23 protein-coding genes are annotated in these 25,248 nt (G+C 65.8%); 12 read left to right on the top strand and 11 right to left on the bottom strand.

The genetic code is table 11. The annotated features are described in order from the left end of the window. Positions 1–58: 58 nt before the first annotated feature. Positions 59–1,036, top strand: a complete 978-nt coding sequence (locus CW360_RS12595) for a quinone oxidoreductase family protein (protein ID WP_101193937.1) — start codon at positions 59–61, stop codon at positions 1,034–1,036. A gap of 171 nt (positions 1,037–1,207) precedes the next feature. Here the strand turns inward: CW360_RS12595 and CW360_RS12590 are convergent, their stop codons facing one another. Beyond that, positions 1,208–2,143 (bottom strand): LysR family transcriptional regulator, encoded by a 936-nt coding sequence (locus tag CW360_RS12590; protein WP_101193936.1) that lies wholly within the window; start codon positions 2,141–2,143, stop codon positions 1,208–1,210. 142 nt (positions 2,144–2,285) lie between these two features. Here CW360_RS12590 and CW360_RS12585 point away from each other — a divergent pair, with 142 nt between their 5' ends. The 4 genes from CW360_RS12585 (at position 2,286) to CW360_RS12570 (ending at position 6,880) form a co-directional block, all read left to right on the top strand. After that, a complete protein-coding gene (locus CW360_RS12585; RefSeq protein WP_101193935.1) occupies positions 2,286–3,701 on the top strand; it encodes an acetyl-CoA carboxylase biotin carboxylase subunit in 1,416 nt (471 codons plus the stop codon). A gap of 88 nt (positions 3,702–3,789) precedes the next feature. After that, entirely contained in the window at positions 3,790–5,601 is a 1,812-nt protein-coding gene (gene oadA / locus CW360_RS12580; protein ID WP_101193934.1) for a sodium-extruding oxaloacetate decarboxylase subunit alpha, read from the top strand. Positions 5,602–5,634: 33 nt separating this feature from the next. Beyond that, positions 5,635–6,576: a sodium-dependent bicarbonate transport family permease gene (locus CW360_RS12575; protein ID WP_101193933.1), complete on the top strand. Its 942-nt coding sequence runs from the start codon at positions 5,635–5,637 to the stop codon at positions 6,574–6,576. Between the two features lies 1 nt (position 6,577). Beyond that, positions 6,578–6,880: a P-II family nitrogen regulator gene (locus CW360_RS12570; protein WP_093986128.1), complete on the top strand. Its 303-nt coding sequence runs from the start codon at positions 6,578–6,580 to the stop codon at positions 6,878–6,880. A gap of 1 nt (position 6,881) precedes the next feature. Here CW360_RS12570 and trpA read toward each other — a convergent pair whose 3' ends face one another. Then, positions 6,882–7,691, bottom strand: a complete 810-nt coding sequence (trpA, locus tag CW360_RS12565; protein WP_101193932.1) for a tryptophan synthase subunit alpha — start codon at positions 7,689–7,691, stop codon at positions 6,882–6,884. Then, positions 7,688–8,899 (bottom strand): tryptophan synthase subunit beta, encoded by a 1,212-nt coding sequence (gene trpB, locus CW360_RS12560; protein WP_101193931.1) that lies wholly within the window; start codon positions 8,897–8,899, stop codon positions 7,688–7,690. The genes trpA and trpB overlap by 4 nt, the downstream gene beginning before the upstream one ends. Before the next feature lie 195 nt (positions 8,900–9,094). Here trpB and CW360_RS12555 point away from each other — a divergent pair, with 195 nt between their 5' ends. Beyond that, on the top strand, positions 9,095–9,991 hold the full coding sequence (locus tag CW360_RS12555; RefSeq protein ID WP_101193930.1) for a LysR family transcriptional regulator: 897 nt from the start codon (positions 9,095–9,097) through the stop codon (positions 9,989–9,991). On the opposite strand, the gene CW360_RS12550 is transcribed toward CW360_RS12555, so the two are convergent. The 4 genes from CW360_RS12550 to glyQ form a co-directional block, all read right to left on the bottom strand. Continuing rightward, entirely contained in the window at positions 9,977–10,753 is a 777-nt protein-coding gene (locus CW360_RS12550; RefSeq protein WP_101193929.1) for a lysophospholipid acyltransferase family protein, read from the bottom strand. The two genes, CW360_RS12555 and CW360_RS12550, sit on opposite strands and share 15 nt — an antisense overlap. A gap of 12 nt (positions 10,754–10,765) precedes the next feature. Continuing rightward, on the bottom strand, positions 10,766–11,296 hold the full coding sequence (gene gmhB, locus CW360_RS12545; RefSeq protein ID WP_093986123.1) for a D-glycero-beta-D-manno-heptose 1,7-bisphosphate 7-phosphatase: 531 nt from the start codon (positions 11,294–11,296) through the stop codon (positions 10,766–10,768). 80 nt (positions 11,297–11,376) lie between these two features. Beyond that, positions 11,377–13,431, bottom strand: coding sequence for a glycine--tRNA ligase subunit beta (glyS, locus tag CW360_RS12540; protein WP_101193928.1), 2,055 nt, complete (start codon positions 13,429–13,431; stop codon positions 11,377–11,379). Beyond that, positions 13,431–14,378, bottom strand: coding sequence for a glycine--tRNA ligase subunit alpha (glyQ, locus tag CW360_RS12535; protein WP_101193965.1), 948 nt, complete (start codon positions 14,376–14,378; stop codon positions 13,431–13,433). Before glyQ ends, glyS begins: the two co-directional genes overlap by 1 nt. Positions 14,379–14,459: 81 nt before the next feature. Between glyQ and CW360_RS12530 the strand changes: the two genes are divergently transcribed. Then, positions 14,460–15,020 (top strand): DNA-3-methyladenine glycosylase I, encoded by a 561-nt coding sequence (locus CW360_RS12530; RefSeq protein ID WP_101193927.1) that lies wholly within the window; start codon positions 14,460–14,462, stop codon positions 15,018–15,020. A 9-nt stretch (positions 15,021–15,029) separates the two neighbouring features. On the opposite strand, the gene CW360_RS12525 is transcribed toward CW360_RS12530, so the two are convergent. Beyond that, positions 15,030–15,275, bottom strand: a complete 246-nt coding sequence (locus CW360_RS12525) for a hypothetical protein (protein ID WP_101193926.1) — start codon at positions 15,273–15,275, stop codon at positions 15,030–15,032. A 141-nt stretch (positions 15,276–15,416) separates the two neighbouring features. On the opposite strand from CW360_RS12525, the gene CW360_RS12520 reads away from it, so the two are divergent. Together CW360_RS12520 and glmS are read left to right on the top strand one after the other, a co-directional pair. After that, positions 15,417–16,187 (top strand): DeoR/GlpR family DNA-binding transcription regulator, encoded by a 771-nt coding sequence (locus CW360_RS12520; protein WP_101193925.1) that lies wholly within the window; start codon positions 15,417–15,419, stop codon positions 16,185–16,187. A gap of 15 nt (positions 16,188–16,202) precedes the next feature. Further along, positions 16,203–18,038, top strand: coding sequence for a glutamine--fructose-6-phosphate transaminase (isomerizing) (glmS, locus tag CW360_RS12515; RefSeq protein WP_101193924.1), 1,836 nt, complete (start codon positions 16,203–16,205; stop codon positions 18,036–18,038). Between the two features lie 220 nt (positions 18,039–18,258). Here the strand turns inward: glmS and CW360_RS12510 are convergent, their stop codons facing one another. The 3 genes from CW360_RS12510 to CW360_RS12500 all read right to left on the bottom strand — a co-directional run bounded on the left by CW360_RS12510 (position 18,259) and on the right by CW360_RS12500 (position 20,175). Then, a complete protein-coding gene (locus tag CW360_RS12510; protein WP_093986117.1) occupies positions 18,259–18,675 on the bottom strand; it encodes a hypothetical protein in 417 nt (138 codons plus the stop codon). 162 nt (positions 18,676–18,837) lie between these two features. Then, on the bottom strand, positions 18,838–19,587 hold the full coding sequence (locus CW360_RS12505; RefSeq protein ID WP_101193923.1) for a hypothetical protein: 750 nt from the start codon (positions 19,585–19,587) through the stop codon (positions 18,838–18,840). A gap of 204 nt (positions 19,588–19,791) precedes the next feature. Beyond that, positions 19,792–20,175: an excalibur calcium-binding domain-containing protein gene (locus CW360_RS12500; RefSeq protein ID WP_165765319.1), complete on the bottom strand. Its 384-nt coding sequence runs from the start codon at positions 20,173–20,175 to the stop codon at positions 19,792–19,794. Between the two features lie 199 nt (positions 20,176–20,374). Between CW360_RS12500 and CW360_RS12495 the strand changes: the two genes are divergently transcribed. The 3 genes from CW360_RS12495 to CW360_RS12485 are packed head-to-tail and all read left to right on the top strand — an operon-like array spanning position 20,375 to position 25,204. Then, the gene (locus tag CW360_RS12495) at positions 20,375–21,031 is read left to right on the top strand and encodes a TetR/AcrR family transcriptional regulator (RefSeq protein ID WP_101193922.1); all 657 of its coding nucleotides are present in this window, start codon (positions 20,375–20,377) and stop codon (positions 21,029–21,031) included. 5 nt (positions 21,032–21,036) lie between these two features. Then, a complete protein-coding gene (locus CW360_RS12490) occupies positions 21,037–22,122 on the top strand; it encodes an efflux RND transporter periplasmic adaptor subunit (protein WP_101193921.1) in 1,086 nt (361 codons plus the stop codon). 1 nt (position 22,123) lies between these two features. Continuing rightward, positions 22,124–25,204 carry an efflux RND transporter permease subunit gene (locus CW360_RS12485; RefSeq protein ID WP_093986113.1) on the top strand — a complete coding sequence of 1,027 codons (3,081 nt, stop codon included), beginning with the start codon at positions 22,124–22,126 and terminating at the stop codon, positions 25,202–25,204. The last annotated feature ends 44 nt before the right edge of the window (positions 25,205–25,248 follow it).

The raw sequence follows: 25,248 nt of genomic DNA, 5'->3' as shown, positions 1-25,248 counted from the left end.
CCAGCCGCGCCAGGCGTTTGCATGACGGCCCTGTGTAGCCCTGTCGAGGAGTCCGCTCATGTCCTGGCGTATCCAGTTTTCCCAGCACGGCCCTGCCGAAGTCCTGCAATGGCAGGAGCAGCCCGACACGCCGCTGGCCGCCGATGCCGTGCGCGTGCGCCTGCAGGCGATCGGCGTGAATTTCATCGACTGCTACTACCGCAGCGGCCTGTACCCGGTAGCCAGCCTGCCCAGCGGCCTGGGCAGCGAGGGCGCCGGGGTGATCGAGGCGGTCGGCAGCGCCGTGCAGGGCTGGCAGGTGGGTGAACGGGTGGCCTATGCCACGGCGCCGCTGGGTGCCTATGCCGAGTACCAGGATGTGCCGCCGGGCTGCCTGCTGCGCCTGCCGGAACAGATCAGCTGCGAGCAGGCCGCCGCCGGCCTGCTCAAGGGGCTCACCGTGCAGTACCTGCTGCGCCAGACTTACCCGGTGCAGGCCGGCCAGTACCTGCTGTGGCATGCCGCCGCCGGCGGCGTCGGCCTGCTTGCCTGCCAGTGGGCGCGTGCCCTGGGTGCCCGGCTGATCGGCGTGGTCAGCTCGCCGGCCAAGGCGGCGCTGGCCCTGCAGCACGGTGCCTGGGCGGTGATCGACCGCAGCTGCGAGGATGTCCGCGAGCGCGTGCTGGAGCTGACCAACGGCCAGAAGTGCCCGGTGGTCTACGACTCGGTGGGCCAGGCCAGCTGGAGCACCTCGCTGGACTGCCTGCAGCCGCGCGGCCTGCTGGTCAGCTTCGGTAACGCCTCGGGCCCGGTGGAGGGCGTCAACCTGGGCCTGCTGGCGCAGAAAGGCTCGCTGTACGTCACCCGCCCCAGCCTGTTCCACTACGCCAACAGCCCGACCGCGCTGCAACAGATGGCCGACGAACTGTTCGGCCTGGTGGCCAGCGGCCAGCTACACCTGCAGGGCAGCCAGCGCCTGGCCCTGCGCGATGCGGCACAGGCGCATCGCCTGCTGCAGAGCGGACAGAGCAGCGGCTCGCTGGTCCTGCTGCCCTAGTGGCCCGCAGCGGATCACGATCCGCCGCTAGCAGGCCGTTGAAAAACGTGGGCGAGGCAGCCAGTGCAAGGCAAAAACAGGCGAAAAAGCGGAGTTTACGAGCTGTAAATGAGCATTTTGAGCCTGTTTTTAACGCAGCAATGGCAACGTAGGTAGTTTTTCAACAGCCTGCTAGGCGTTGAAGCGTTGCTCCAGCGCCGCCAGCACATCGCGGCGCTGCTGGATGAAATCGGCAAAGGCGCGGGCCACCGGCGACAACTGCCGGCCACGCTGGCTGACCAGGCACCAGCTGCGTTGCAAGGGCAACTCCTGCACCGGCAACTGGCACAGCAGCCCACTGGCCAGCTCGCGCTGCACGGCATGCCGCGGCAGCAGGGCCAGGCCCAGGCCGGCCAGTACGCCTTCGCATTGCGCCTCGCTGGAGCCGATTTCCAGTTGCTGGGCAAAACGCACGCGCTTCTGCTGGCAATATTCCTCGCACGCCCGGCGGGTGCCGGAACCCACCTCACGGACCAGCAGCGGATAACCGCTGAGATCGGCCAGCGACAAGCTCGACGCCGCGCAGAGCGGATGCCCGGCGGCAGCCACGGCAATGATCGGGTTGCTCAGGAAGGGGTAGAAATCCAGGGCCATGTCCGTCGGCACCTGGGTCATGATCAACAGGTCATCGCGGCTCTGCCCCAGGCGGCGCACCGCCTGCGCATGGTTGACCACGGCCAGTTGCAAGCCGACTTCCGGATACGCCTGGCGAAAGGCCGCGAACAGGTGCGGCAGCATGTACTTGGCGCTCGATTCCAGCGCCAGGTTGAGCTGGCCCTGCAGGCTGCCGGCCAGGTCGGAGAGCTGCATGTCGAGCACCTCAAGGCGGGCAAACAGGTCGCGGCTGGCCGCCTGCAGGGCTTCCGCGGCGGCGGTCAGGTGCAGCTGGCGGCCCTGGTAGTCGAACAGCGGCTGACCGAGGAGCTCTTCCAGCTGGCGCATCTGCAGGCTGACCGCCGGTTGGCTCAGCGCCATTTCCTCGGCCGCACGGCTGTAGGAGCGGCTTTCGCATACCGCGCGAAACACCTGCAACTGGCGCAGGGTCAGGCGACTAAGGGCTTTGCGCATGGGCTTCTCCGGCGCGTTTTCCAGAAAATATAAGTTTTAACTTATACACCGCCTAATAAATTGTGATTTTTATTTATCAAGGCCGGCGACTAGCCTGTCGGACAACCGCCTGAGCGGCCCCGCAGCCAAAGGAGCCTGCCCCTTGCTGAAGAAAATCCTCATTGCCAACCGTGGCGAGATTGCCGTGCGCATCGTGCGTGCCTGTGCCGAGATGGGTATCCGCTCGGTTGCCGTCTATGCCGAAGCCGACCGCCATGCCCTGCACGTCAAGCGCGCCGACGAAGCCCACTGCCTGGGTGACGACCCGCTGGCCGGCTACCTGAACCCGCGCAAGCTGGTCAACCTGGCCGTGGAAACCGGCTGTGATGCGCTGCATCCCGGCTATGGTTTTCTCTCGGAAAACGCCGAACTGGCGGAAATCTGTGCCGAACGCGGGATCAAGTTCATCGGCCCCAGCGCCGAGGTGATCCGTCGCATGGGCGACAAGACCGAGGCGCGACGCAGCATGATCAAGGCCGGCGTGCCGGTCACCCCAGGCACCGAAGGCAACGTCGCCGACCTCCGCGAGGCGCTGCGCGAGGCCGAGCGCATCGGCTACCCGGTGATGCTCAAGGCCACCAGTGGCGGCGGCGGCCGTGGCATCCGCCGCTGCAACTCGCGCAGCGAGCTGGAAGCGGCCTATCCGCGGGTGATCTCCGAGGCCACCAAGGCCTTCGGCAGCGCCGAGGTGTTCCTCGAGAAGTGCATCGTCAATCCCAAGCACATCGAGGCGCAGGTGCTCGCCGATCGCTTCGGCAACACCGTGCACCTGTTCGAGCGCGACTGTTCGATCCAGCGGCGCAACCAGAAGCTCATCGAGATCGCCCCCAGCCCGCAGCTCACCCCCGAGCAACGTGCCTACATCGGCGACCTGGCGGTACGTGCCGCGCAGGCGGTGGGCTACGAGAATGCCGGTACCGTGGAGTTCCTGCTCGCCGACGGCGAGGTGTACTTCATGGAGATGAATACCCGGGTGCAGGTGGAACACACCATCACCGAGGAAATCACCGGGCTGGACATCGTCCGCGAGCAGATCCGCATCGCCAGCGGCCTGCCGCTGTCGGTACAGCAGAGCGACATCATCCACCGTGGCTATGCCCTGCAGTTCCGCATCAATGCCGAAGACCCGAAGAACAACTTCCTGCCCAGCTTCGGCAAGATCACCCGCTACTACGCCCCCGGCGGCCCCGGCGTACGCACCGACACGGCGATCTACACCGGCTACAGCATTCCGCCGCACTACGACTCGATGTGCCTGAAGCTGATCGTCTGGGCGCTGACCTGGGAAGAAGCCCTGGATCGCGGCCTGCGCGCCCTCGACGACATGCGCGTGCAGGGCGTGAAGACCACCGCACCCTACTACCAGGAAATCCTGCGCAACCCGGAGTTCCGCAGCGGCCAGTTCAACACCAGCTTCGTCGACAGCCACCCGGAGCTGCTGGATTACTCGATCAAGCGCAACCCGTCGCACCTGGCCATCGCCATCGCCACCGCCATCGCCGCCCACGCCGGCCTTTAAGAAAAAGCCGCCTGAGACTAGAGGCTGAACGATGGACTCGTTCTCCGTCCAGCTTTCAGCCTCTAGCCTTCAGCGAGGAGAAAAACACATGAGCATCAAAAAGATCACCGTCACCGATACCATCCTGCGCGATGCCCACCAGTCGCTGATCGCCACGCGCCTGCGTCTGGAGGACATGCTGCCGATCTGCGCCAAGCTCGATCAGGTCGGCTACTGGTCGCTGGAGGTGTGGGGCGGCGCCACCTTCGATGCCTGCGTACGCTTTCTCAAGGAAGACCCCTGGGAGCGCCTGCGCCAGCTCAAGGCGGCACTGCCCAATACCCGCCTGCAGATGCTCCTGCGCGGGCAGAACCTGCTCGGCTATCGCCACTACAGCGATGACGTGGTGCGCGCTTTCGTCGCCAAGGCGGCGGTCAACGGCATCGAGGTGTTCCGCATTTTCGATGCGATGAACGATGTGCGTAACCTGCGCACCGCTATCGAGGCGGTGAAGGCCGCCGGTAAACATGCACAGGGCACCCTCGCCTACACCACCAGCCCGGTGCACGACACCGCAGCCTTTGTCCGCCAGGCCGAAGCCATGGCGGCGCTGGGCGTGGATTCGCTAGCCATCAAGGACATGGCCGGCCTGCTCACCCCCTACGCCACCTTCGAGCTGGTGCGTGCGCTCAAGGAGCGGGTCAGCCTGCCGGTGTTCATCCACAGCCACGACACCGCCGGCATGGGCGCGATGGTGCAACTCAAGGCCATCGAGGCCGGTGCCGACCACATCGATACCGCCATCGGTGCCATGGCCTGGGGCACCAGCCACCCGGCCACCGAGTCGATGGTCGCCGCGCTGCGCGACACGCCCTGGGATACCGGGCTGGACCTGGCCCTGCTGCAGGAGATCAGCCAGTACTTCCAGCAGATCCGCCTCAAGTACCACCAGTTCGAAAGCCCCTTCACCGGCGTGGATACCCGCGTGCAGGTCAACCAGGTACCGGGCGGGATGATGTCCAACCTGGCCAACCAACTGAAGGAACAGGGTGCCCTGGGACGCATCGACGAGGTCTTCGCGGAAATCCCGCGGGTCCGCGAAGACCTTGGCTTCCCGCCGCTGGTCACGCCCACCTCGCAGATCGTCGGCACCCAGGCGGTGTTTAACGTGCTGGCCGGCGAGCGCTACAAGACCATCACCAACGAGGTGAAACTCTACCTGCAGGGCCGCTATGGCCAGGCGCCCGGCCCGGTCAACGAACAGCTGCGCGCCCAGGCCATCGGTCACGAGGACGTCATCGAGGTGCGCCCGGCCGACCTGCTCAAGCCGGAGCTGGCCCGCCTGCGCGAGGAAATCGGCAGCCTGGCGCGCAGCGAGGAGGATGTGCTGACCTACGCCATGTTCCCCGACATCGGCCGCAAGTTCCTTGAGGAACGCGCCGCCGGTACCCTCAAGCCGGAAGCCCTGCTGCCGCTGCCGCAGGCCGGCGCTCCGGCAACGCCCGGAGGTGACGGCGTGCCCACCGAGTTCGTCGTTGACGTGCACGGCGAAAGCTACCGCATCGATATCACCGGGGTCGGCGTGAAAACCGACGGCAAGCGCCACTTCTACCTGTCCATCGACGGCATGCCGGAAGAAGTGGTGTTCGAGCCGCTCAACCAGTTCGTCAGCGCCGGCGGCAGCAAGCGCCAGCAGGCCAGCGCCGCCGGGGATGTCAGCACCAGCATGCCGGGCAATATCGTCGAGGTGCTGGTCAAGGTCGGTGACCCGGTCAAGGCCGGCCAGGCACTGCTGATCAGCGAGGCGATGAAGATGGAAAGCGAGATCCAGGCGCCGATCGACGGTATCGTGCAGGCCGTGCATGTCGCCAAGGGCGACCGGGTCAATCCGGGCGAGCTATTGCTGGAGATTGCCCCGTAAACTACCACCCGCCTGTTACCTGCGGAGCGCGTCATGGGTCTTGATCCCGTCGTACTGTTCTTTGTCTTCGGCCTGGCGGCCGGGCTGCTGAAAAGCGAGCTGAAACTGCCACCGGCGCTATATGACACCCTGTCCATCGTGCTGCTGCTGGCCATCGGCCTGCACGGCGGCGTGGAGCTGGCCGAGCAGGCCAGCCTGGCGCTGCTCGGCCAGTCGGCACTGGTCCTCGGCCTGGGCATCGTCCTGCCGCTGCTAGCCTTCGCCCTGCTGCGCGGGCTGCGCTTCGACCGCATCAACGCGGCGGCGGTGGCAGCCCACTATGGCTCGGTGAGCGCCGGGACCTTCGCCGTGGTGGTGGCCTACCTGGCGGCGCGGGAAATCTTCTTCGAAAGCTACATGCCGCTGTTCGTGGCCATCCTGGAGATTCCGGCGATCCTCGTCGGCATCCTGCTGGCCAAGGGCGTCTCGCGGGATACCCAGTGGAAGGAGCTGGGCCGGGAAATCTTCCTCGGCAAGAGCATCATGCTGCTGCTCGGCGGCCTGCTGATCGGCGCGGTGGCCGGCAAGGAAGCCATCAAGCCGCTGGAGCCGCTGTACACCAGCATGTTCAAGCCGGTGCTGGCGTTCTTCCTGCTGGAAATGGGCCTGATCGCCTCCGGCCAGCTCGGCACCCTGCGTCGTTTCGGCCTGCGCCTGGCCGCCTTCGCCCTGCTCATGCCGCTGCTCGGCGCCCTGCTCGGCGCCCTGCTGGCCCGGGCCATGGGCCTCAGCCTGGGCGGTACGGCGATGCTCGCCACCCTGGCCGCCTCGGCGTCGTACATCGCCGTGCCGGCGGCCATGCGCCTGGCCTTGCCGGAGGCCAATCCGTCGCTATCCTTGACCGCCTCACTGGGGATCACCTTCCCCTTCAACATCCTGATCGGTATCCCGCTCTACTGCTGGCTGGCCGAACAACTGATCGCCTGGGGATTGTGAGATGACCGCCCATACCCGCACGCTGCTTACTGTGATTTGTGAGGCAGCGCTGGAAAAGAAACTGCTGGCCGACCTGGAAAACCTCGGCGCCCCGGGCTGGACGCTGTCCGATGCGCGCGGCCGCGGCTCGCGCGGCGTGCGCAGCGCCGGCTGGGATACCGAAGGCAATATCCGCCTGGAGGTGATCGGCTCACGCGAACTCGCCGAACGCATCGCCAGTCACCTGCAGGCGCGCTACTACGCCAACTACGCCATGGTCTGCTACCTCGCCGAGGTGCAGGTGCTGCGCCCGGAAAAGTTCTGAGTCAGCGACGCGCAGCACGTACACCCTCGGCGAGTTGCCGGCACAGCCGCAGCACCCCGTCGATGGCCTGCTGCGGGGTGGCCGCCGTGGCGATCTGGTCGACCAGCGCCGAGCCCACCACCACGCCCTCGGCGCGCCGCGCCACCTCGGCGGCGTGCGCCGGGGTGCGGATGCCGAAGCCGATGCACAGCGGCAAATCGGTATGCCGGCGCAGCCGGGTGACGGCCTCCTCGACCTGCTCCATGCTCGCCGCGCCGGCACCGGTCACGCCGGCCACCGAGACGTAGTAGACGAAGCCGGAGCTGCCGTTGAGCACCACCGGCAGGCGGGCATCGTCGGTGGTCGGCGTGGTCAGGCGGATGAAGTCGATGCCAGCGGCCTGCGCCGGCTCGCACAGCTCGTCGTTATGCTCCGGCGGCAGGTCGACGATGATCAAACCATCCACCCCGGCGGCCTGGGCGTCGGCGACGAAGCGTTCCACGCCATAGGCGAAGATCGGGTTGTAGTAGCCCATCAGCACCAGCGGCGTCTGGCTGTCGTCCTGGCGGAATTCGCGGACCATCTGCAGGGTCTTGAGCAGGTTCTGGCCATTGCCCAGCGCACGGATGTTGGCCAGCTGGATCGCCGGGCCGTCGGCCATCGGGTCGGTGAACGGCATACCCAGTTCGATCACATCGGCGCCGGCGGCCGGCAGGCCCTTGAGGATGGCCAGCGAGCTGGCGTAATCCGGGTCGCCGCCGGTGACGAAGGTCACCAGGGCGGCGCGGTTCTGCTGTTTCAGCTCGGCAAAGCGGCTCTGCAGGCGGCTCATACGTGCTTCTCCTGTTCGCTCATGTGGTGCATCACGGTCTGCATGTCCTTGTCGCCACGGCCAGACAGGTTGACCACCATCAGGTGCTCCTTGGGCAGCTTGGCCGCGCGCTTGAAGGCTTCGGCCAGGGCATGGGCGGACTCCAGCGCCGGGATGATGCCTTCCAGGCGGCAGCACTGGTGGAAGGCTTCGAGGGCTTCGTCGTCGCTGATCGGCACGTATTCGACGCGTTTGATCTGGTGCAACCAGGCGTGCTCGGGGCCGACGCCGGGGTAGTCGAGGCCGGCGGAAATCGAGTGCGCGTCGGTGATCTGGCCGTCGGCGTCCTGCAGCAGGTAGGTGCGGTTGCCGTGCAGCACGCCCGGCATGCCGCCGGCCATGCTCGCGGCATGCTTGCCGGTGTCCACGCCATGCCCGGCCGCTTCGACGCCGACGATCTGCACGCCTTGGTCATCGAGGAACGGATGGAACAGGCCGATGGCGTTGGAGCCACCACCGATGCAGGCGACCAGCGAGTCGGGCAGGCGGCCTTCCTTCTCGAGGATCTGCTCGCGCACTTCGTTGCCGATCACCGACTGGAAATCGCGGACCATGGCCGGGTACGGGTGCGGGCCGGCGGCGGTGCCGATCAGGTAGAAGGTGTTGTGGACGTTGGTCACCCAGTCGCGCAGCGCTTCGTTCATCGCATCCTTGAGCGTGCCGGTGCCGGCGGTGACCGGGATCACCTCGGCGCCGAGCAGCTTCATGCGGAACACGTTGGCCTGCTGGCGGTCGATGTCGGTGGTGCCCATGTACACCACGCACTGCATGCCGAAGCGCGCCGCCACGGTGGCGGTGGCCACGCCGTGCATGCCGGCGCCGGTCTCGGCGATGATGCGTTTTTTGCCCATGCGCTTGGCCAGGAGGATCTGGCCGATGCAGTTGTTGATCTTGTGCGCGCCGGTGTGGTTGAGGTCTTCGCGCTTGAGGTAGATCTTCGCCCCGCCGAAGTGCTCGCTCAGGCGCTCGGCGTAGTACAGCGGGCTGGCGCGGCCGATGTAGTCGCGGTGGAAGTAGGCCAGCTCTTCGAGAAAGGCCGGATCGACCTTGGCCTTCTCGTACTCGGCGGCCAGCTCGTTGATCAGCGGCATCAGGGTTTCGGCGACGAACTGGCCACCGAAGCGACCGAACAGGCCCTTGTTATCCGGGCCGGTGCGTAATGAACTCATGGCAGTGCTCCTGCGCTTACCCGCCGACACAGGGCGGCGGGCCTGGGGTAAAGGTCGGTGCGCCACGGCAAATCCCCGCCACACACCACAGCCAGCTTCTCGCAAAGAGAAGTACATGCCGGCCATTCTACCCCTGGCGAGCCACTGGAAAAGCGATTAGATTGCCACAACCCGTCAGGAAATCTCACAGATACCATGAGCCGCGACCTGCCTCCGCTGAATGCCCTGCGCGCCTTTGAAGCCACCGCCCGCCTGCTCAGCGTCAGCAAGGCGGCTGAGGAGCTGAACGTGACCCACGGGGCAGTCAGCCGGCACCTGAGTGCCCTCGAAAGCCAGTTGGGGATCGCCCTGCTGGGCAAGGAGGGGCGTGGCATAAAACTCACCGATGCAGGACGCCGCCTGCGCGACGCCAGCAGCGAGGCCTTCACCCGCCTGCGCGACTGTTGGGGCGAATTGCAGCAACAGCAGGCCGATGCGCCCTTCGTCCTCGGCTGCCCCGGCAGCCTGCTGGCGCGCTGGTTCATCCCGCGCCTCGACCGCCTGCAACGTGACCTGCCGGAGCTGCGCCTGCAACTCTCGGCCAGCGAGGGTGAACTGGACCCGCGACGCCCCGGCGTGGATGCCACGCTGTGCTTTGCCGAAGCGCCCTGGCCGGCCGACATGCAGGTGCTGGCACTGGCCGAAGAACGCATCGGCCCGGTACTCAGCCCGCGCTATGCCGGCTTTGCCCGCCTGGCCGCTGCCGCACCGACGGTGCTGCTCGGTGAGCCGCTGCTGCACACCACCTCGCGTCCGCAGGCCTGGCCACAATGGGCGCAGGCGCAGGGCCTGGACGCCGGGCAGCTGCAACGGGGCCAGGCTTTCGAGCACCTCTATTACCTGCTGGAAGCCGCCGCCGCCGGACTGGGCGTGGCCATCGCCCCGCAAACCCTGGTCGCCGACGACCTGGCCGCCGGGCGCCTCGCCGCGCCCTGGGGGTTTGTCACCACCCGCGCCCAGCTCAGCCTGTGGCTGCCGGCACGCCAGGCCGACCCACGCGCGCTGCGCCTGGCACAGTGGTTACAGAAGGAACTGGCCTCAGCGGGCCAGTGACTGCTCGCCGAGCGTGGCCGGTTGGCTGGCTGGCGGATCGATGCGCGCCATCTGCTCGGCAATCCACGCCTCGGCGCGCTGGTTCAGCTCGGCAATCGAGCGCGAGTCCTCACCCTTGGCATACAGGGGCGGCCCGTAGATCACATCGATGCAGCCGGGGGTCTTGCTCCAGCCCTGCTTGGGCCAGAAACGTCCGGCGTTATGCGCCACCGGCAGCACCGGCAGGCCGGCATGCGCGGCCAGCGCCGCGCCACCGCGCGAGAACTTGCCCATCTGCCCCACCGGCACCCGCGTGCCTTCCGGGAAGATCAGCACCCAGGCACCGGCGCGCAGGCACTCGTCACCGCGCCGGGCCAGTTGCTTGAGTGCCGCCTTGGGATTGCTGCGGTCGATGGCAATCGGCTTGACCATGGCCATCGCCCAGCCGAAGAACGGCACATAGAGCAGCTCGCGCTTGAGTACCTGGGTCAGCGGGGCCACGCGGGCGGAGAGAAAGAAGGTTTCCCAGGTGCTCTGGTGCTTGGCGAGGATCACGCAGGGTTGCTGGGGAATATGCTCGGCACCCTGCTCGCGGTAGTCGATACCCGCCACCCATTTGCACAGCCACACCGCCAGCCGGCACCAGGCCTGGGTGATGAAGCGGGCGCGCTGAGCAAACGGCAGGAAGGGGCCGATCAGTACGCTGAGGGTGCCCCAGATGCAGGCACTGGTCGCCAGCAGCAGGTAGAAGACAACGGTTCTTGCGGCCTGCACTGTCGACATTCCCATGATCCTTTATAAGAGCAACTGGTCAGCGATCGCCGCCAGATCTTCGAACACCAGCGTCCCGGCTGGCAAGGACTTGCCCAGGGTGCGCAGGCCTTTGCCGGTTTTCACCAACACAGGCTGGCAATGGACGGCGCTCGCCGCCTGCAGGTCACCGATACTGTCGCCGACAAACCACACCCCGGGCAGCGCGCAGCCATAGTGCGCAGCGATCTGCTCGAGCATGCCGGGCAGCGGCTTGCGGCAACCGCAGCCGTCATCGGGGCCATGCGGGCAATGCACGATCAGCCCGACCTCGCCGCCCTGCTCCGCCACCAGCTGGCGCAGGCGGGCGTGCATCGACTCCAGGGTCGCTGCATCGTAGTAGCCGCGGGCCAGCCCCGACTGGTTGGTGGCCACCGCCACGGTCCAGCCGGCCTTGCTCAGGCGCGCGATGGCGTCGATCGCACCGGGGATGGGAATCCACTCGTCGAGCGACTTGATATAGGCGTCGGAGTCTTCATTGATGACCCCGTCGCGGTCGAGAATCAGCAGCTTCATAACCACAAGCTCCCAGCGATACACGCCAGGCCACGGCGCACAACCTGCCGCCGCCCGCCTGGCGCGTGCCGCTGCCGGGGTCAGCCCAGCAGTGAAATATCCGCCACGCCGAGGAACAGGCCACGCAGCTCGGCCAGCAGGGCATAACGGTTGGCGCGTACGTTGGCATCCTCGGCGTTCACCAGCACCGCTTCGAAGAAGCCATCCACCGGCTCACGCAGGCTGGCCAGCTGGCTCAGGGCCAGGTGGTACTGGCGCTGCACGGCCAGCGGCTGCACCGCATCGCGGGCATGGTGAATGGCCGCATTGAGGGTGAACTCGCTGGGATTGTCGAAGAAATGCGCCGACGCCGAGGCCGGCAGCTGGCCTTCGGCCTTGGCCAGGATGTTCGACACGCGCTTGTTGGCGGCCGCCAGGGCAGCGGCTTCCGGCAGCTGACGGAAAGCCTGCACGGCCTGCACGCGCTGGTCGAAGTCCAGCGGCGACGCCGGGTTGACCGCACGCACCGCCTGGTAGACGGCAACGTCTACGCCTTCGTCCTCGTAGCGCGCACGCAGGCGGTCGAAGATGAAGTCGAGCACCTGTGCGGCCAGGCCGGCGGCCTTGACGCGCTCGCCGTACTGTTCGATGGCAAAGGCCACTGCCTGCACCAGGTCGAGGTCCAGCTGCTTCTCGATGAGGATGCGCAGCACGCCCAGCGCGGCGCGGCGCAGCGCGTAGGGGTCCTTGGAGCCGGTGGGCAGCATGCCAATGCCGAAGATGCCGACCAGGGTGTCGAGCTTGTCGGCCACCGCCACGGCCGCGCCGGTCAGGGTCTGCGGCAGCTCGGCGCCGGCGCCACGCGGCATGTACTGCTCGTTGAGCGCCTTGGCCACGTCCTCCGGCTCGCCGTCGTGCAGCGCGTAGTAGTAGCCGGCAATGCCCTGCATTTCCGGGAACTCGCCGACCATCTCGCTGGCCAGGTCGCACTTGGAGAGCAGGCCGGCACGCTCGGCGCGCGCCGGGTCAGCGCCGATCTGCCGAGCGATAAAGCCGGCCAGCGCGGACACCCGCTTGGCCTTGTCGAACACGCTGCCCAGCTGGGCCTGGAACACCACGTTGGCCAGGCGCTCGTTGCGTTTTTCCAGCGGCTGGCGCTTGTCCTGCTTGAAGAAGAACTCGGCGTCGGTGAGGCGCGGACGCACCACCTTCTCGTTGCCGGAAACGATCTGTGCCGGGTCTTTCGACTCGATGTTGGCCACGGTGATGAAGCGCGGCAGCAGCTTGCCGTTGCCATCCAGCAGGCAGAAGTACTTCTGGTTGTCCTGCATGGTGGTGATCAGCGCTTCCTGCGGCACCTCAAGGAAACGTTCCTCGAAGGAACAGACCAGCGGCACCGGCCATTCGACCAGCGCGGTCACTTCATCGAGCAGCGCCGGCGGCACGATGGCGCTGCCGTTCTCGGCCTGGGCCAGCTGCTCGACGCGCGCGGCGATCTGCGCGCGGCGTTCGGCGAAGTCAGCCAGCACATAGGCGCTGCGCAGGTCCTCGGCATAGCTGGCCGGGCTGCTGATACGCACTTCGTGGTTGGCATGGAAACGGTGCCCGCGCGACGTGCGCCCGGCCTGCTGGGCGAGAATCTGGCAATCCACTACGGCATCACCGAACAGCATCACCAGCCACTGGGTCGGGCGCACGAACTCTTCCTTGCGCGCCGCCCAGCGCATGCGCTTGGGAATCGGCAGGTCGGCCAGCGAGGCCTCGACAATCCCCGGCAGCAGGCTGACCGCCGCTTGCCCGGCAATGCACTGGCTGAACTTGAGCTTGGCGCCCGAGCGGTCGATCTCGGCCAGGTCGACACCGCACTTCTTGGCAAAGCCCAGCGCGGCCTGGGTGGGGTTGCCGTCCTTGTCGAAGGCCGCCTGTACGGGCGGGCCATCGAGGTTCAGCGTGCGATCCGGCTGCTGCGCCTGCAGGCGCTCGACAAGCACGGCCAGACGGCGCGGCGCGGCGTAGTAGCGGGCCTGCAGGTAGTCCAGACCGGCACTCTTGAGGCCTTTCTCGACGCCGGCCAGGAAAGCCTCGCCGAGGCTCTTCAGGGCTTTCGGGGGCAGCTCTTCGGTGCCCAGTTCAACCAGAAAATCTTGGGCGCTCATTATTCGGCCTCCTTCAGCTTGGCCAGCACTTCATCACGCAGTTCGGGGGTGGCCATCGGGAAGCCGAGCTTGGCGCGGGCCAGCAGGTAGCTCTGCGCGATGTTCCGCGCCAGGGTACGCACACGCAGGATGTACTGCTGACGCGCGGTCACCGAGATGGCACGGCGGGCATCCAGCAGGTTGAAGCTGTGGCTGGCCTTGATGACCATTTCGTAGGCCGGCAGCGGCAGCTGCAGCTCCATCAGGCGGTTGGCTTCCGACTCGTAGAAATCGAACAGCTCGAACAGCTTGTCGACGTTGGCGTGTTCGAAGTTGAAGGTGGACTGCTCCACCTCGTTCTGGTGGAACACGTCGCCGTAGGTGACCTTGCCGAACGGGCCGTCGGAGTAGACCAGGTCATACACCGAGTCGACGCCCTGCAGGTACATGGCCAGGCGCTCCAGGCCATAGGTGATCTCGCCAGTGACCGGGTAGCACTCGACGCCGCCGACCTGCTGGAAGTAGGTGAACTGGGTGACTTCCATGCCGTTCAGCCAGACTTCCCAGCCCAGGCCCCAGGCGCCCAGGGTCGGCGATTCCCAGTTGTCCTCGACGAAGCGGATGTCGTGCACGCTGGTGTCGACGCCGATGCGGCGCAGCGACTCCAGGTACAGGTCCTGGATGTTGTCCGGGTTCGGCTTGAGTACCACCTGGAACTGGTAGTAGTGCTGCAGACGGTTGGGGTTCTCGCCGTAGCGGCCGTCGGCCGGGCGGCGCGAGGGCTGCACGTAGGCAGCGTTCCAGGTCTCCGGGCCGATGGCGCGCAGGAAGGTGGCGGTGTGGAACGTACCCGCGCCCATTTCCATGTCGTAGGGTTGCAGGATCACGCAGCCCTGCTCGGCCCAGTAACTCTGCAGGGCGAGGATCAGGCCTTGGAAGGTGCTCACGTCGGGCGTAGTCTGGCTCACGAATATCACCGGTTTGGATGCTTGGGCGTAAAACCGGCGAGTATACCCGATCAACCCCGCCCGCAACGCATGGACAGGCCGATGCCCCGCTGCTCCTGGTGTAGCCAAGACCCCCTGTATATCGCCTACCACGACGAAGAGTGGGGCGTACCCCTGCGCGACCCGCAGCGGCTGTTCGAGTTGCTGTTGCTGGAGGGCTTCCAGGCCGGCCTGTCATGGATCACCGTACTGAAGAAACGCGCGCGCTACCGCGAGGTGCTGTGGCATTTCTCAGCCGAGCGGCTGGCACGGATGAGCGACGCGGAGATCGAGGAACGCCTGCAGGACCCGGGGATCATCCGCAACCGCCTCAAGCTGCGCGCCGCCCGGCAGAATGCCCAGGCCTGGCTGCGCCTGGATGACCCGGTGGCGATGCTCTGGTCGTTCGTCGCCGGCACACCGCAGATCAACCACTACGCCAGCCTCGCCGAAGTGCCCAGCGTCACCCCGGCTGCCGAGGCGATGAGCAAGGCACTGCGCAAGGCCGGCTTCAGCTTCGTCGGCCCGACTATCTGCTACGCCTTCATGCAGGCCGCCGGGATGGTCATGGACCACACCCTGGACTGCCCGCGCCACGCGCAACTGGCCCACGCAACGCGCTGAACGCCGCGCTCAGCGACCCTCACGCAGGGCCAGCACATGGGCCATCAGCGCCTCGCTCTGGCGGCGCTGCTCGGCGGCATCCAGCGTCGGGTTGTCCAGCACCTGGTCGATCTGTGCCAGCAACGCCGCCTGCCGCTCCACCTTGGCTTCCAGCTGGCGAATGCGCTGCAACTCCCGCCAGCCCCAGAGGCCAAGCAGCAGCAACACGCCCAGCAACAGCCCCGCCATCGTCCACAGCCAGCCCGCCTGCATCATTGAGTTCCTCCAGCCTTTGCATGCCCGCCACCTTAGCAGCCCGCCCCGCAGGCGTCTGTGCAGACGACGAATGAGACTTGCCGGCTCCCCGGTGCGCATGTTTTGATTCGCGCACTTTTTCTTACGAACCGAAACTTTCGCATGTCGAAACGCAACACGCCGCAACGTCGCCACGCCATTCTGGCCCTGCTCAACGAGCAGGGTGAAGTCAGCGTGGACGCCCTGGCGCGGGCCTTCGCCACCTCGGAAGTGACCATTCGCAAGGACCTCGCCGAACTGGAGAAAAACGGCCTGCTGCTGCGTCGCTACGGTGGCGCGGTGACCATGCCCCAGGAACTGATCGGCGAGCCGGCGCAGCCGGTATCCGCTGGCAAGCAGGCCATCGCCCGCCTGGCTGTGGGGCTGATCCGCGAGCACGCACGCATCATCATCGACAGCGGCAGCACCACCGCGGCGATGATCCCCCAGCTTGGTCATCAGCCCGGCCTGGTGGTGATGACCAACTCGCTGAACGTGGCCAATGCACTGCGCGAGCTGGAGCACGAGCCGGTGCTGCTGATGACCGGCGGTACCTGGGACCCGCATTCCGAGTCGTTCCAGGGCCAGGTTGCCGAACAGGTGCTGCGCTCCTACGACTTCGACCAGCTGTTCATCGGCGCCGCCGGCCTCGACCTGGCCCGCGGCACCACCACCTTCAATGAACTGCTCGGGCTGTCGCGGGTCATGGCCGAAGTGGCCCGCGAAGTGATCGTCCTGGCGGAAAGCGACAAACTCGGGCGCAAGATGCCCAACCTGGAGCTGCCCTGGGGCAGCATTCATACCCTGATCAGCGACGAGCGCCTGCCCGGTGCGGCGCGTCGCGAACTGGAGGCGCGCGGTATTCGTGTACTGCTGGCGCCCCTTCCTCACTGACAAGGAGCATTGCCTATGTGTGGCATCGTTGGCGCCATTGCCGAGCGGCAGGTTAGCGCGATTCTGGTCGAAGGCCTCAAGCGCCTCGAATACCGTGGCTACGACAGCGCCGGGGTAGCGGTATACACCGACGCCGGGCAGCTGCAGCGCTGCCGGCGCACCGGCAAGGTCGTCGAGCTGGAACAGGCCCTGCAGGCCGAGCCGCTGGTCGGCCGCCTGGGCATCGCGCACACCCGTTGGGCCACCCACGGCGCGCCGAGCGAAGCCAACGCCCACCCGCACTTCTCCAGCACTGACCTGGCCGTGGTGCACAACGGCATCATCGAGAACCACGAAAGCCTGCGCGGCGAACTGCAGGCGCTGGGCTATGTGTTCAGCTCGCAGACCGACACGGAAACCATCGTCCACCTGCTGCACCACCTGCTGAAAAGCCACGCCGATCTGGCCGATGCGCTCAAGGCCGCAGTCCGCCAACTGCATGGTGCCTACGGCCTGGCGGTGATCAGCGCCGCTCAGCCAGACCGCCTGCTCGCCGCGCGCAGCGGCAGCCCGCTGGTGATTGGCCTGGGCCTGGGGGAAAACTTCCTCGCCTCCGACCCGCTGGCCCTGCGCCAGGTCACCGACCGCTTCATCTACCTGGAAGAAGGCGACATCGCGGAAATCCGCCGCGACAGCCTGCAGATCTGGGACGCCCAGGGTCAGGCCGTGCAGCGCGACATGGTGCAGTACCACGAGCAGGCGGAAGCCGCCGACAAGGGCGAATACCGTCACTACATGCTCAAGGAAATCCACGAGCAGCCCAAGGTGGTACAGCGCACCCTGGAAGACCGCCTGGCCGCCGACCACGTGCTGACCCAGGCCTTCGGCCCGCAGGCCGGCGAGCTGTTCGGCCGCGTGCGCAACGTGCAGATCGTCGCCTGCGGCACCAGCTACCACGCCGGTCTGGTCGCCCGTTACTGGCTGGAGGCGCTGACCGGCGTGCCCTGCCAGGTGGAAGTGGCCAGCGAGTTCCGCTACCGCCAGGTGGCCGTCCAGCCCGACGCGCTGTTCGTGACCATCTCGCAGTCCGGGGAAACCGCCGACACCCTGGCCGCCCTGCGCAATGCCAAAGATGCCGGCTACCTGGCCAGCCTCGCCATCTGCAACGTCGGCACCAGCTCGCTGGTACGCGAATCCGACCTGACCCTGCTGACCCGCGCCGGCCCGGAAATCGGCGTCGCCTCGACCAAGGCCTTCACCACCCAGCTGGTCGGCCTGCTGCTGCTCACCCTGGCCATCGGCCGCGCCCGAGGCAGCCTGCCGGCCGCCGTCGAAGCCGATGCGGTGCAGGCCCTGCGCGGCCTGCCGGGCCTGCTCAAGCAGGCGCTGGACATGGACGGGCAGATCGAGAAAGTCGCCGAAGCCTTCGCCGAGAAGCACCACAGCCTGTTCCTCGGGCGTGGCGAGCAGTACCCGGTGGCCATGGAAGGTGCGCTCAAGCTCAAGGAAATCTCCTACATCCACGCCGAAGCCTACCCGGCCGGCGAGCTCAAGCATGGCCCGCTGGCGCTGGTCGACAGCGACATGCCGGTAGTCACCGTGGCGCCCAACAACGAGCTGCTGGAAAAGCTCAAGTCCAACCTGCAGGAAGTACGCGCGCGCGGCGGCCAGCTGATCGTCTTCGCCGACCGCGACGCCCAGCTGGAAAACGGCGAAGGCACCCGCGTCATCAACATGCCGCACAGCCACGCGCTGCTCGCGCCTATCCTCTACACCCTGCCGCTACAGCTGCTGTCCTACCACGTCGCCGTGCTCAAGGGCACCGACGTCGACCAGCCGCGCAACCTGGCCAAGTCGGTGACCGTGGAATAAGCAGCGCCAAGCCACGCTCTGCGGGGACGCCAGCCAAGCGGCTCGCGTCCCCGCCGTCTTTGCGGGCCTGCCTGTTCTATGTAGCGGGGGCGCCACAAACACGCTGCCGTGAGCGCAGCGTTTTTAATCCGATCGCCAAACACCGGACACGCGAGGCCTGCCCCTGTTGTCCTTGCCTATCGTGCAATGTGCGCTGTGCTGTAGCTGCTGATGCGCGGCGTTATGCACGCAGCACTTCGATAAACCACTTGGGCTGCATGGCGTCAAAGTCATAACGAATATTGGCAGGCAGGTAGCTCGCCGAGTCCAGCACACACGGCTTGTTATCCATACGCCTGAACACAACCCAGTGCCAGAAATGAATACCCTGTTCCTGATGATGCTTGATGGACAACAACGCCAAATCCGGCAAGGTCTCCCAGGCTACAAAAGGAATTTCGCTCGTCGAAGTTTGCACCCCGGCCTGTGCCAACAGCCGGCGAACATACTGGGTATCGGACCACAAGGCTTCATCCGACGCATAAATGCCCATGCCGTTAGCGATAGCCTGCATCTCCGCATAGGTCTTGCCAAGAATATTGGCAACCGCAGCAATGCCGCACCCGCTGGTTTCTTCCTGTATGACCGGAGTATGCATTGGCCGTCCTTAATATTTGGCCAAGGGACGCGCTTAAAGCCGTCCCAGTGAGCAAATTTAATTAGTTGTTAGGTACTTCGCTATCTGATCTGCGCAACAGGGAACAGGCCACGATTTAAGCAGAGCGAAAACGTGACCTGCCCTCTATGTCTCTTTTTAGCCCTATTCGTACTCGATATAACCATTCATTGCGTTTTCAGCATCATGGTTAAAACTGATTTCCAGCCTGGTTTTACCCTCGGCAGACTTGGACAGTCGGTAACTACCCTGAGTAACCATGACATTGTTGCCTGGCGGCGTATAAAGCGTGACGTTTTTCTTGTTATCAAGATTCCCGCCCGCCCCGGAAAAATCCAGCTTGCTTATCAGGATGCTCGGTGTAGCCACCATGAAGCAGTTATCTTGCGGGCACGCGTCGGCATAGATAGCGATTTTCTCTTCCGTTCTATTGCCGAAATCCACCACTTGGCGATGCACATGCCGGGCCTGCCAAGGCTGGCCGTTGATCACGCCCTGCATGGGCTGATCTTTAAACTCATAACAATACTGCTGGGTGGGTTCTACTCCCGCCATCTGCTTCATCTGGGCTTGCAGCGTTGCCATGAAATTAACCTTGGGCACGCCATCTTTCTGGACAACGATGGTCGGCACAATTACCTCAGGGTAACAGTGCCGGACAAATTTAACGTTGACCCCATCCTGGGTGGCATCGAGGACTTCATAGCTTTCAATGGCCAGACTGATATTGGCCAGGAATTCAGCCTGCCGCGGGTCACTCAGCAGCGGCTTCAGGGCTTCCGAATCACCGGCCGCCATGGCCTGCCAAAACTGCTTGACCAGATCGACATTGGCGTCCTGCTTGGCACAACCCAGCAAGAGTGAAGCCATGAGAACCATCCAGACAACTTTCATATCGATATTTCCTTATGAACCAGAGTTATTTCAGACTTTATATAAGCGCAGCCAAATGGAATTCTTCATAACCCCACAACCAACGCCGCCTACTTCAATAAAATCATAATAAATCAAAGCGTTACCCTTCACTCGAACCACTTCCCACTATTCGCGCGCAACCTTTCTATACGATTTGATTGCTGGCACGAACCGCTGTTTGCTTCAGCGGCACCATTGCTGTTCGCAGGGTACGCCGTCGCGGTTGCCATCCATTTTTGTTGCAGGGCAGTTGTGCAGGAAAAAGCGGGCTTCTTCGCACGAGGTCATTTGTGAGCAGTGCGTGCGCCCATCGCAACGATAACGGCTGGCGCTGGCCTGCTGGGGCGCCAGGCGGGATGGGGTGGTGCTGGCGGGCGAGCTTTCCGGGGTTAGCCAGGCAAACAGCCTGTCCACTGACAGCCAGGACAGGGCTGGCTGAATAACCACCGGGCTGCCCAGGGTTGAGCCGTCTGCCGCGATATTGGTAATCACCGGGCTAGCACTATGCCCGGGGTAGAAGTGCCAGCCCGCTGCGGCCAGCAATATCAGTACGAGGAGTTTTTTCATGCTGCAGTCCTTTGCATAAAAGGTGGCCGCGCTCTGCTGGGGTGCGCAGGCGTTACCGGAGGATGGGGCCACGCAGTATCGCGGATTTGCCCAGCCCCCGGCCACGCGCCTCTTTAGCGCCCTGTTACAACTGGCGCTTGTCGGATTATGACCAACAGTCATAGCATGACCGGCAGTCACGATCACTCAGGCCTGCCTCATGCGTTATCAGGAACACCTCTTTCAACAACGTGAAGGGCTCTTGCTGGCCGCCGCGCGCCAGTTGTTCCAGGCACAGCCCTGGGACCGCGTGACCATTGCCGAGCTGGCCCAGCAGGCGGGGATCGGCAAGGGTACGGTGTACAAGCACTTTCCCAGCAAGGAGGCACTGTATGCGCGGCTGGTGCTGGACCGCTCGCAGCAGCACCTGCAGGAGCTGCGCGAGGTAGCGCGCCAGGCCCCGGCCGGGCAGGCCATGCGCCAGGTGATCCAGCGCGCCTTTGCCCAGTTGCTCGCCGACCCCCTGCAGGCGCAGTTGTGCCAGTTGTGCGACCGACCGGCCTTTCAGGCGCGCCTGGAGGAGGATTGCCGGGCGCAGTTCATCACCCTGGAAGGGCAGTACCTGGCGCTGTTCAGCGAGCTGCTGCAAGACAGCTTTGCCGAGCTGGCGCTGACCCCCGAGGCTGTCCAGACGCTGCTGTGGGGCATCGAGGCCTGCTTCAACGGGGTGATCGCGCGAATTGCCTCCGGGGGCTTTGCCCACTGGGCCGAGCCGATCGAGCTGGAGGCGTATTTCGCCCGAGTCACCGACTTCATCATCGCCGGCCTGCATGGCCAGGCGGCTGCGCAGCACCGCGCGCCCATCCCTCACGAGTAATCGCCATGTTCGCCTTGTTGCGTCAACGTCCCTGGATCATCGCGCTGCTGATTGCCCTGCTGTTGCTGGCCTGGCTGTTCAGTGGCGAACGCCTGGTCGCGCGTGACGACGCGGCGCCGGACAGCCCGTCCAGCGCGCCGCCCGCCGGGCTGGCGCGGGTTGCGGTGGAGTGGCTGGAAGCCCAGCCGATGCAGCGCGAGCAGGTGGTGCAGGGGCAGATCGAAGCCTGGCGGCGGGTCGAGCTGCGCGCCCAGGTCAGCGCCCGCGTGCAACGCCTGGACCAGGACAAGGGCCAGCGCGTGGCCGAAGGCCAGTTGCTGCTCAGCCTGTCGCCCGATGAACGTCCTGCGCAACTGGCGCGCAGCGAGGCCGAGGTACGCCAGCGCGCCAGCGATGTGCGCGCCGCCGAGCAATTGCGCCAGCGCAGCCTGATCTCCGCCAACGAACTGCTGCGTCTGCAGAGCGAGCTGGCCAAGGCCCGCGCCGAGCTGGACAGTGCGCGCCTGCAAATGCAGTACACCGCCGTGCGCGCGCCCTTTGCCGGCATCTATGACCAGCGCATGGTCGAACTGGGCGATTTCGTGCAGCCGGGGCAGGCCCTGCTGACCCTGGTGGATATCGACCAGCTGAAGGTCAGCGCGCAGATTGCCCAGCAGCAGGTCGGCCAGTTGCAGCTCGGCCAGACAGTGCGCGTGGTGCTGCTGGATGGCCGCGAGCTGAGCGGCGAGCTGCACTTCATTGCCGCCGCCGCCGACCCCGGTTCGCGCAGCTTCCGTATCGAGGTGAAAGTGGCCAATCCGCAGGGCCTGCGCCTGGCCGGAGCCAGCGCCACCCTGCATATCCGCACCGGCGAGGTGCCAGCACATCGCCTGTCGCCGGCGCTGCTTAGCCTGGATGCCGCCGGCCGCCAGGGAGTGAAGTGGGTGGATGAGCAGCAGCGCGTGGTGTTCAGCCCGGTCGAACTGCTCAGTGTCGACAGCCAGGGGGCCTGGGTAAGCGGGCTGCCGCAGCGCCTGGCGCTGATCACCCTCGGCCAGGGCTTTGTCGAGCCGGGCCAGCAGGTCGACAGCCAACCACGCGAGGCCCACTGAGATGCATGGCCTGATCGCCGCCGCCCTAGACCGTAGCCGCACCAGCCTGTTGCTGCTGGCGTTTCTCATGCTCGGCGGCCTGGCCGCCTATATCGCCATGCCCAAGGAATCCAACCCGGACGTGGCGATTCCCATCATCTATGTCTCGGTGAGCCTGGAAGGCATCAGCCCGGAAGATGCCGAGCGCCTGCTGGTACGGCCGCTGGAGCAGGAGCTGCGCAGCCTGGAGGGGGTCAAGGAAATGCGCGCCATGGCCAGCGAGGGACATGCCTCGGTGACCCTGGAGTTCGATGCCGGCTTCGACGCCAAGCAGGCCCTCGCCGATGTCCGCGAGAAGGTCGATACGGCGCGCAGCAAGCTGCCCGAGGAAGCCGACGAACCGACGGTCAACGAGGTCAACGTGGCGTTGTTCCCGGTGCTCTCGGTGGGCCTCTCCGGGCCCATCGCGGAAACCGAGCTGGTGTACATCGCCCGGCGCCTGAAGGAGCGCATCGAGGGCATCCCCGAGGTGCTCTCGGTGGAGATCGGCGGCGACCGCGAAGACCTGCTGGAGATCGTCGTCGACCCGCAGGTATTGGACAGCTACGGCATCGACTACAACACGCTGTTCACCCTGGTCAGCCGCAACAACCGGCTGGTTGCCGCCGGCAGCCTGGATAACGGCGCCGGGCGACTGAGCATGAAGGTTCCAGGGGTCATCGAAAACCTCGACGACGTGCTGAGCCTGCCGGTCAAGGTGGTGGGTGACAGCGTGGTGACCTTCGGCGACGTGGCGACCATCCACCGCACCTTCAAGGACCCCACTGGCTTCGCGCGCATCAATGGCCAGCCGGCCATCGTCCTGGAGGTATCCAAGCGCAGCGGCGCCAACATCATCGCCACCATCGAACAGGTCAAGGCACTGTTCGCCGAGGCCGCCCCGCAGCTGCCGGCCGACCTGCAGGTCAGCTACATCATGGACCAGTCGCAGGAAGTGCAGAGCATGCTCAGCGACCTGCTCAACAACGTGCTGACCGCCATCGTCCTGGTGCTGATCCTGGTGGTGGCGAGCATGGGCCTGCGCTCGGCGCTGCTGGTCGGGCTGACCATTCCGGGAGCCTTCCTGGCCGGCATCCTGCTGATCTGGATGCTCGGCTTCACCCTGAATATCGTCGTGCTGTTCAGCCTGATCCTGGTCGCCGGCATGCTGGTGGATGGCGCCATCGTGGTTTCCGAACAGGCCGACCGGCACCTGCACGAGGGCCAGAGCCCACACCAGGCCTGGCTGAATGCCGCATCGCGGATGGCCTGGCCGGTGATCGCCTCGACCGCCACCACCCTGGTGGTGTTCCTGCCGCTGCTGTTCTGGCCGGGCGTGGTCGGCCAGTTCATGAAGTACCTGCCGGCCACGGTCATCCTCTGCCTGCTCGCCTCGCTGGCCATGGCCCTGGTGTTCCTGCCGGTGCTCGGTGCGCTGAGCGGCGGCCAGGCCGCCCCCCAGGCGCCGCACGCCAGCCGCGCCGGGCAGGCCTACCGGCGCGTGCTGGCAAGCCTGCTGCGCCGCCCCGGCCTGACCCTGCTGGGAATGCTCGGGCTGATTGCGCTGATCTATGTCGGCTACGGCCGGTACAACCATGGTGTGGAATTCTTCCCCGATGTCGAGCCGGAAAGCGCACAGATCTGGCTGCGTGCGCGCGGCGACCTGTCGGTGCAGGAAAAGGATGCGCTACTGCGTCAGGTGGAAAGCCGCGTGCTGGGCATGCGCGAGGTCAAGGCACTGTACGCCCGCTCGCTGGCCCAGGCGGATGGCCAGTTGGGCGCCGATGTGGTCGGCGTGCTGCAGTTCCAGTTTGTCGACTGGCACCAGCGCCGCCCGGCCAAGGCAATCCTCGCCGACATGAGCCAGCGCACCGCCGGCATACCCGGGGTAGTGCTGGAATTTCGCAAGCAGGAACAGGGCCCCAGCGACGGCAAGCCGGTGAAGTTGCAGATCAGCGCGCAGGACCCGGCGCTCGGCGAGCAGTGGGTCACGCGTATCCGTGAGGAAATGGCCCGCCTCGGCGGCTTCACGGATATCGAGGATGACCGCGCACTGCCCGGCATCGAATGGCGCCTGCAGGTCGACCGCGAAGCCGCTGCGCGCTTCGGCGCCGACGTACTGAGCGTGGGCAACGCCGTGCAAATGCTCACCAACGGCCTGAAGCTGGCCACCTACCGCCCCGAGGACGCCACCGACGAGGTGGATATCCGCGTGCGCCTGCCCGGCAGCTGGCGCTCGCTCGACCAGTTGGGCCGCCTGACCCTGAATACCAGCGCCGGCCAGGTGCCGCTCAGCCACTTCGTCGACCTGCAGCCGGCGCCCAAGGTCGGCACGCTGCGCCGTGTCGACGGTAACCGCACCATCACCCTGCAGGCCGACCTGGCCGAAGGTGCGCGCCTGGACGAACGCCTGCGCGCACTGCGTGCCAGCCTCGACAGCCTGCCGGCCACAGTGCAGGTGCAGTTTGCCGGCGAGGATGCCGACCAGCGCGAGGCAGCCACCTTCCTGATGACCGCCTTCGTGGTGGCGATCTTCCTCATGGCCATCATCCTCGTCACCCAGTTCAACAGCCTCTACCAGGCCGGCCTGGTGCTGTCGGCCATCGTGCTGTCCACCGCCGGGGTGCTGCTCGGCCTGCTGGTCAACGGCCAGTCGTTCGGCATCGTCATGGTCGGCATGGGGCTGATTGCCCTGGCGGGTATCGTGGTCAACAACAACATCATCCTTATCGACACCTACAACCTGCTGCGCCGCCAGGGCCTGCCTGCCGCACAGGCGGCGCTGGAAACCGGCTGCCTGCGCCTGCGCCCGGTCCTGCTCACGGCGGTCACCACCATCCTCGGCCTGGTGCCGATGGTACTGGGCGTGAATGTCGACCTGCTCAGCCCCAGCCTGGGCTTCGGCGCACCCTCAACCCAATGGTGGACCCAGCTATCCAGCGCAATAGCCGGAGGCCTGGCCTTCGCCACCCTGCTGACCCTGCTGCTGACCCCCTGCCTGCTGGTACTCGGCGCACGCTTCGAGCGCCGCCCGGCCAACCAAGCGGTGCCGGACGAGGGCTAGCCAAAGGCGTATGCGATAGGCGGCAGACCACGATTTCAGCAGAG

It is taken from the genome of Pseudomonas fluvialis, from assembly GCF_002835605.1.
Lineage (GTDB): Bacteria > Pseudomonadota > Gammaproteobacteria > Pseudomonadales > Pseudomonadaceae > Aquipseudomonas > Aquipseudomonas fluvialis.
This window is presented reverse-complemented; position numbering and strand designations above follow the sequence as displayed.

Excerpts from the sequence above, each read along its gene's own strand:
- CW360_RS12595 (WP_101193937.1), top strand. The coding sequence starts at position 59 with ATGTCCTGGCGTATCCAGTTTTCCCAGCACGGCCCTGCCGAAGTCCTG.
- CW360_RS12590 (WP_101193936.1), bottom strand. The coding sequence starts at position 2,143 with ATGCGCAAAGCCCTTAGTCGCCTGACCCTGCGCCAGTTGCAGGTGTTT.
- oadA (WP_101193934.1), top strand. The coding sequence starts at position 3,790 with ATGAGCATCAAAAAGATCACCGTCACCGATACCATCCTGCGCGATGCC.
- CW360_RS12575 (WP_101193933.1), top strand. The coding sequence starts at position 5,635 with ATGGGTCTTGATCCCGTCGTACTGTTCTTTGTCTTCGGCCTGGCGGCC.
- CW360_RS12570 (WP_093986128.1), top strand. The coding sequence starts at position 6,578 with ATGACCGCCCATACCCGCACGCTGCTTACTGTGATTTGTGAGGCAGCG.
- trpA (WP_101193932.1), bottom strand. The coding sequence starts at position 7,691 with ATGAGCCGCCTGCAGAGCCGCTTTGCCGAGCTGAAACAGCAGAACCGC.
- trpB (WP_101193931.1), bottom strand. The coding sequence starts at position 8,899 with ATGAGTTCATTACGCACCGGCCCGGATAACAAGGGCCTGTTCGGTCGC.
- CW360_RS12555 (WP_101193930.1), top strand. The coding sequence starts at position 9,095 with ATGAGCCGCGACCTGCCTCCGCTGAATGCCCTGCGCGCCTTTGAAGCC.
- CW360_RS12550 (WP_101193929.1), bottom strand. The coding sequence starts at position 10,753 with ATGTCGACAGTGCAGGCCGCAAGAACCGTTGTCTTCTACCTGCTGCTG.
- gmhB (WP_093986123.1), bottom strand. The coding sequence starts at position 11,296 with ATGAAGCTGCTGATTCTCGACCGCGACGGGGTCATCAATGAAGACTCC.
- glyS (WP_101193928.1), bottom strand. The coding sequence starts at position 13,431 with ATGAGCGCCCAAGATTTTCTGGTTGAACTGGGCACCGAAGAGCTGCCC.
- CW360_RS12530 (WP_101193927.1), top strand. The coding sequence starts at position 14,460 with ATGCCCCGCTGCTCCTGGTGTAGCCAAGACCCCCTGTATATCGCCTAC.
- CW360_RS12525 (WP_101193926.1), bottom strand. The coding sequence starts at position 15,275 with ATGATGCAGGCGGGCTGGCTGTGGACGATGGCGGGGCTGTTGCTGGGC.
- CW360_RS12520 (WP_101193925.1), top strand. The coding sequence starts at position 15,417 with ATGTCGAAACGCAACACGCCGCAACGTCGCCACGCCATTCTGGCCCTG.
- glmS (WP_101193924.1), top strand. The coding sequence starts at position 16,203 with ATGTGTGGCATCGTTGGCGCCATTGCCGAGCGGCAGGTTAGCGCGATT.
- CW360_RS12510 (WP_093986117.1), bottom strand. The coding sequence starts at position 18,675 with ATGCATACTCCGGTCATACAGGAAGAAACCAGCGGGTGCGGCATTGCT.
- CW360_RS12505 (WP_101193923.1), bottom strand. The coding sequence starts at position 19,587 with ATGAAAGTTGTCTGGATGGTTCTCATGGCTTCACTCTTGCTGGGTTGT.
- CW360_RS12500 (WP_165765319.1), bottom strand. The coding sequence starts at position 20,175 with ATGAAAAAACTCCTCGTACTGATATTGCTGGCCGCAGCGGGCTGGCAC.
- CW360_RS12495 (WP_101193922.1), top strand. The coding sequence starts at position 20,375 with ATGCGTTATCAGGAACACCTCTTTCAACAACGTGAAGGGCTCTTGCTG.
- CW360_RS12490 (WP_101193921.1), top strand. The coding sequence starts at position 21,037 with ATGTTCGCCTTGTTGCGTCAACGTCCCTGGATCATCGCGCTGCTGATT.
- CW360_RS12485 (WP_093986113.1), top strand. The coding sequence starts at position 22,124 with ATGCATGGCCTGATCGCCGCCGCCCTAGACCGTAGCCGCACCAGCCTG.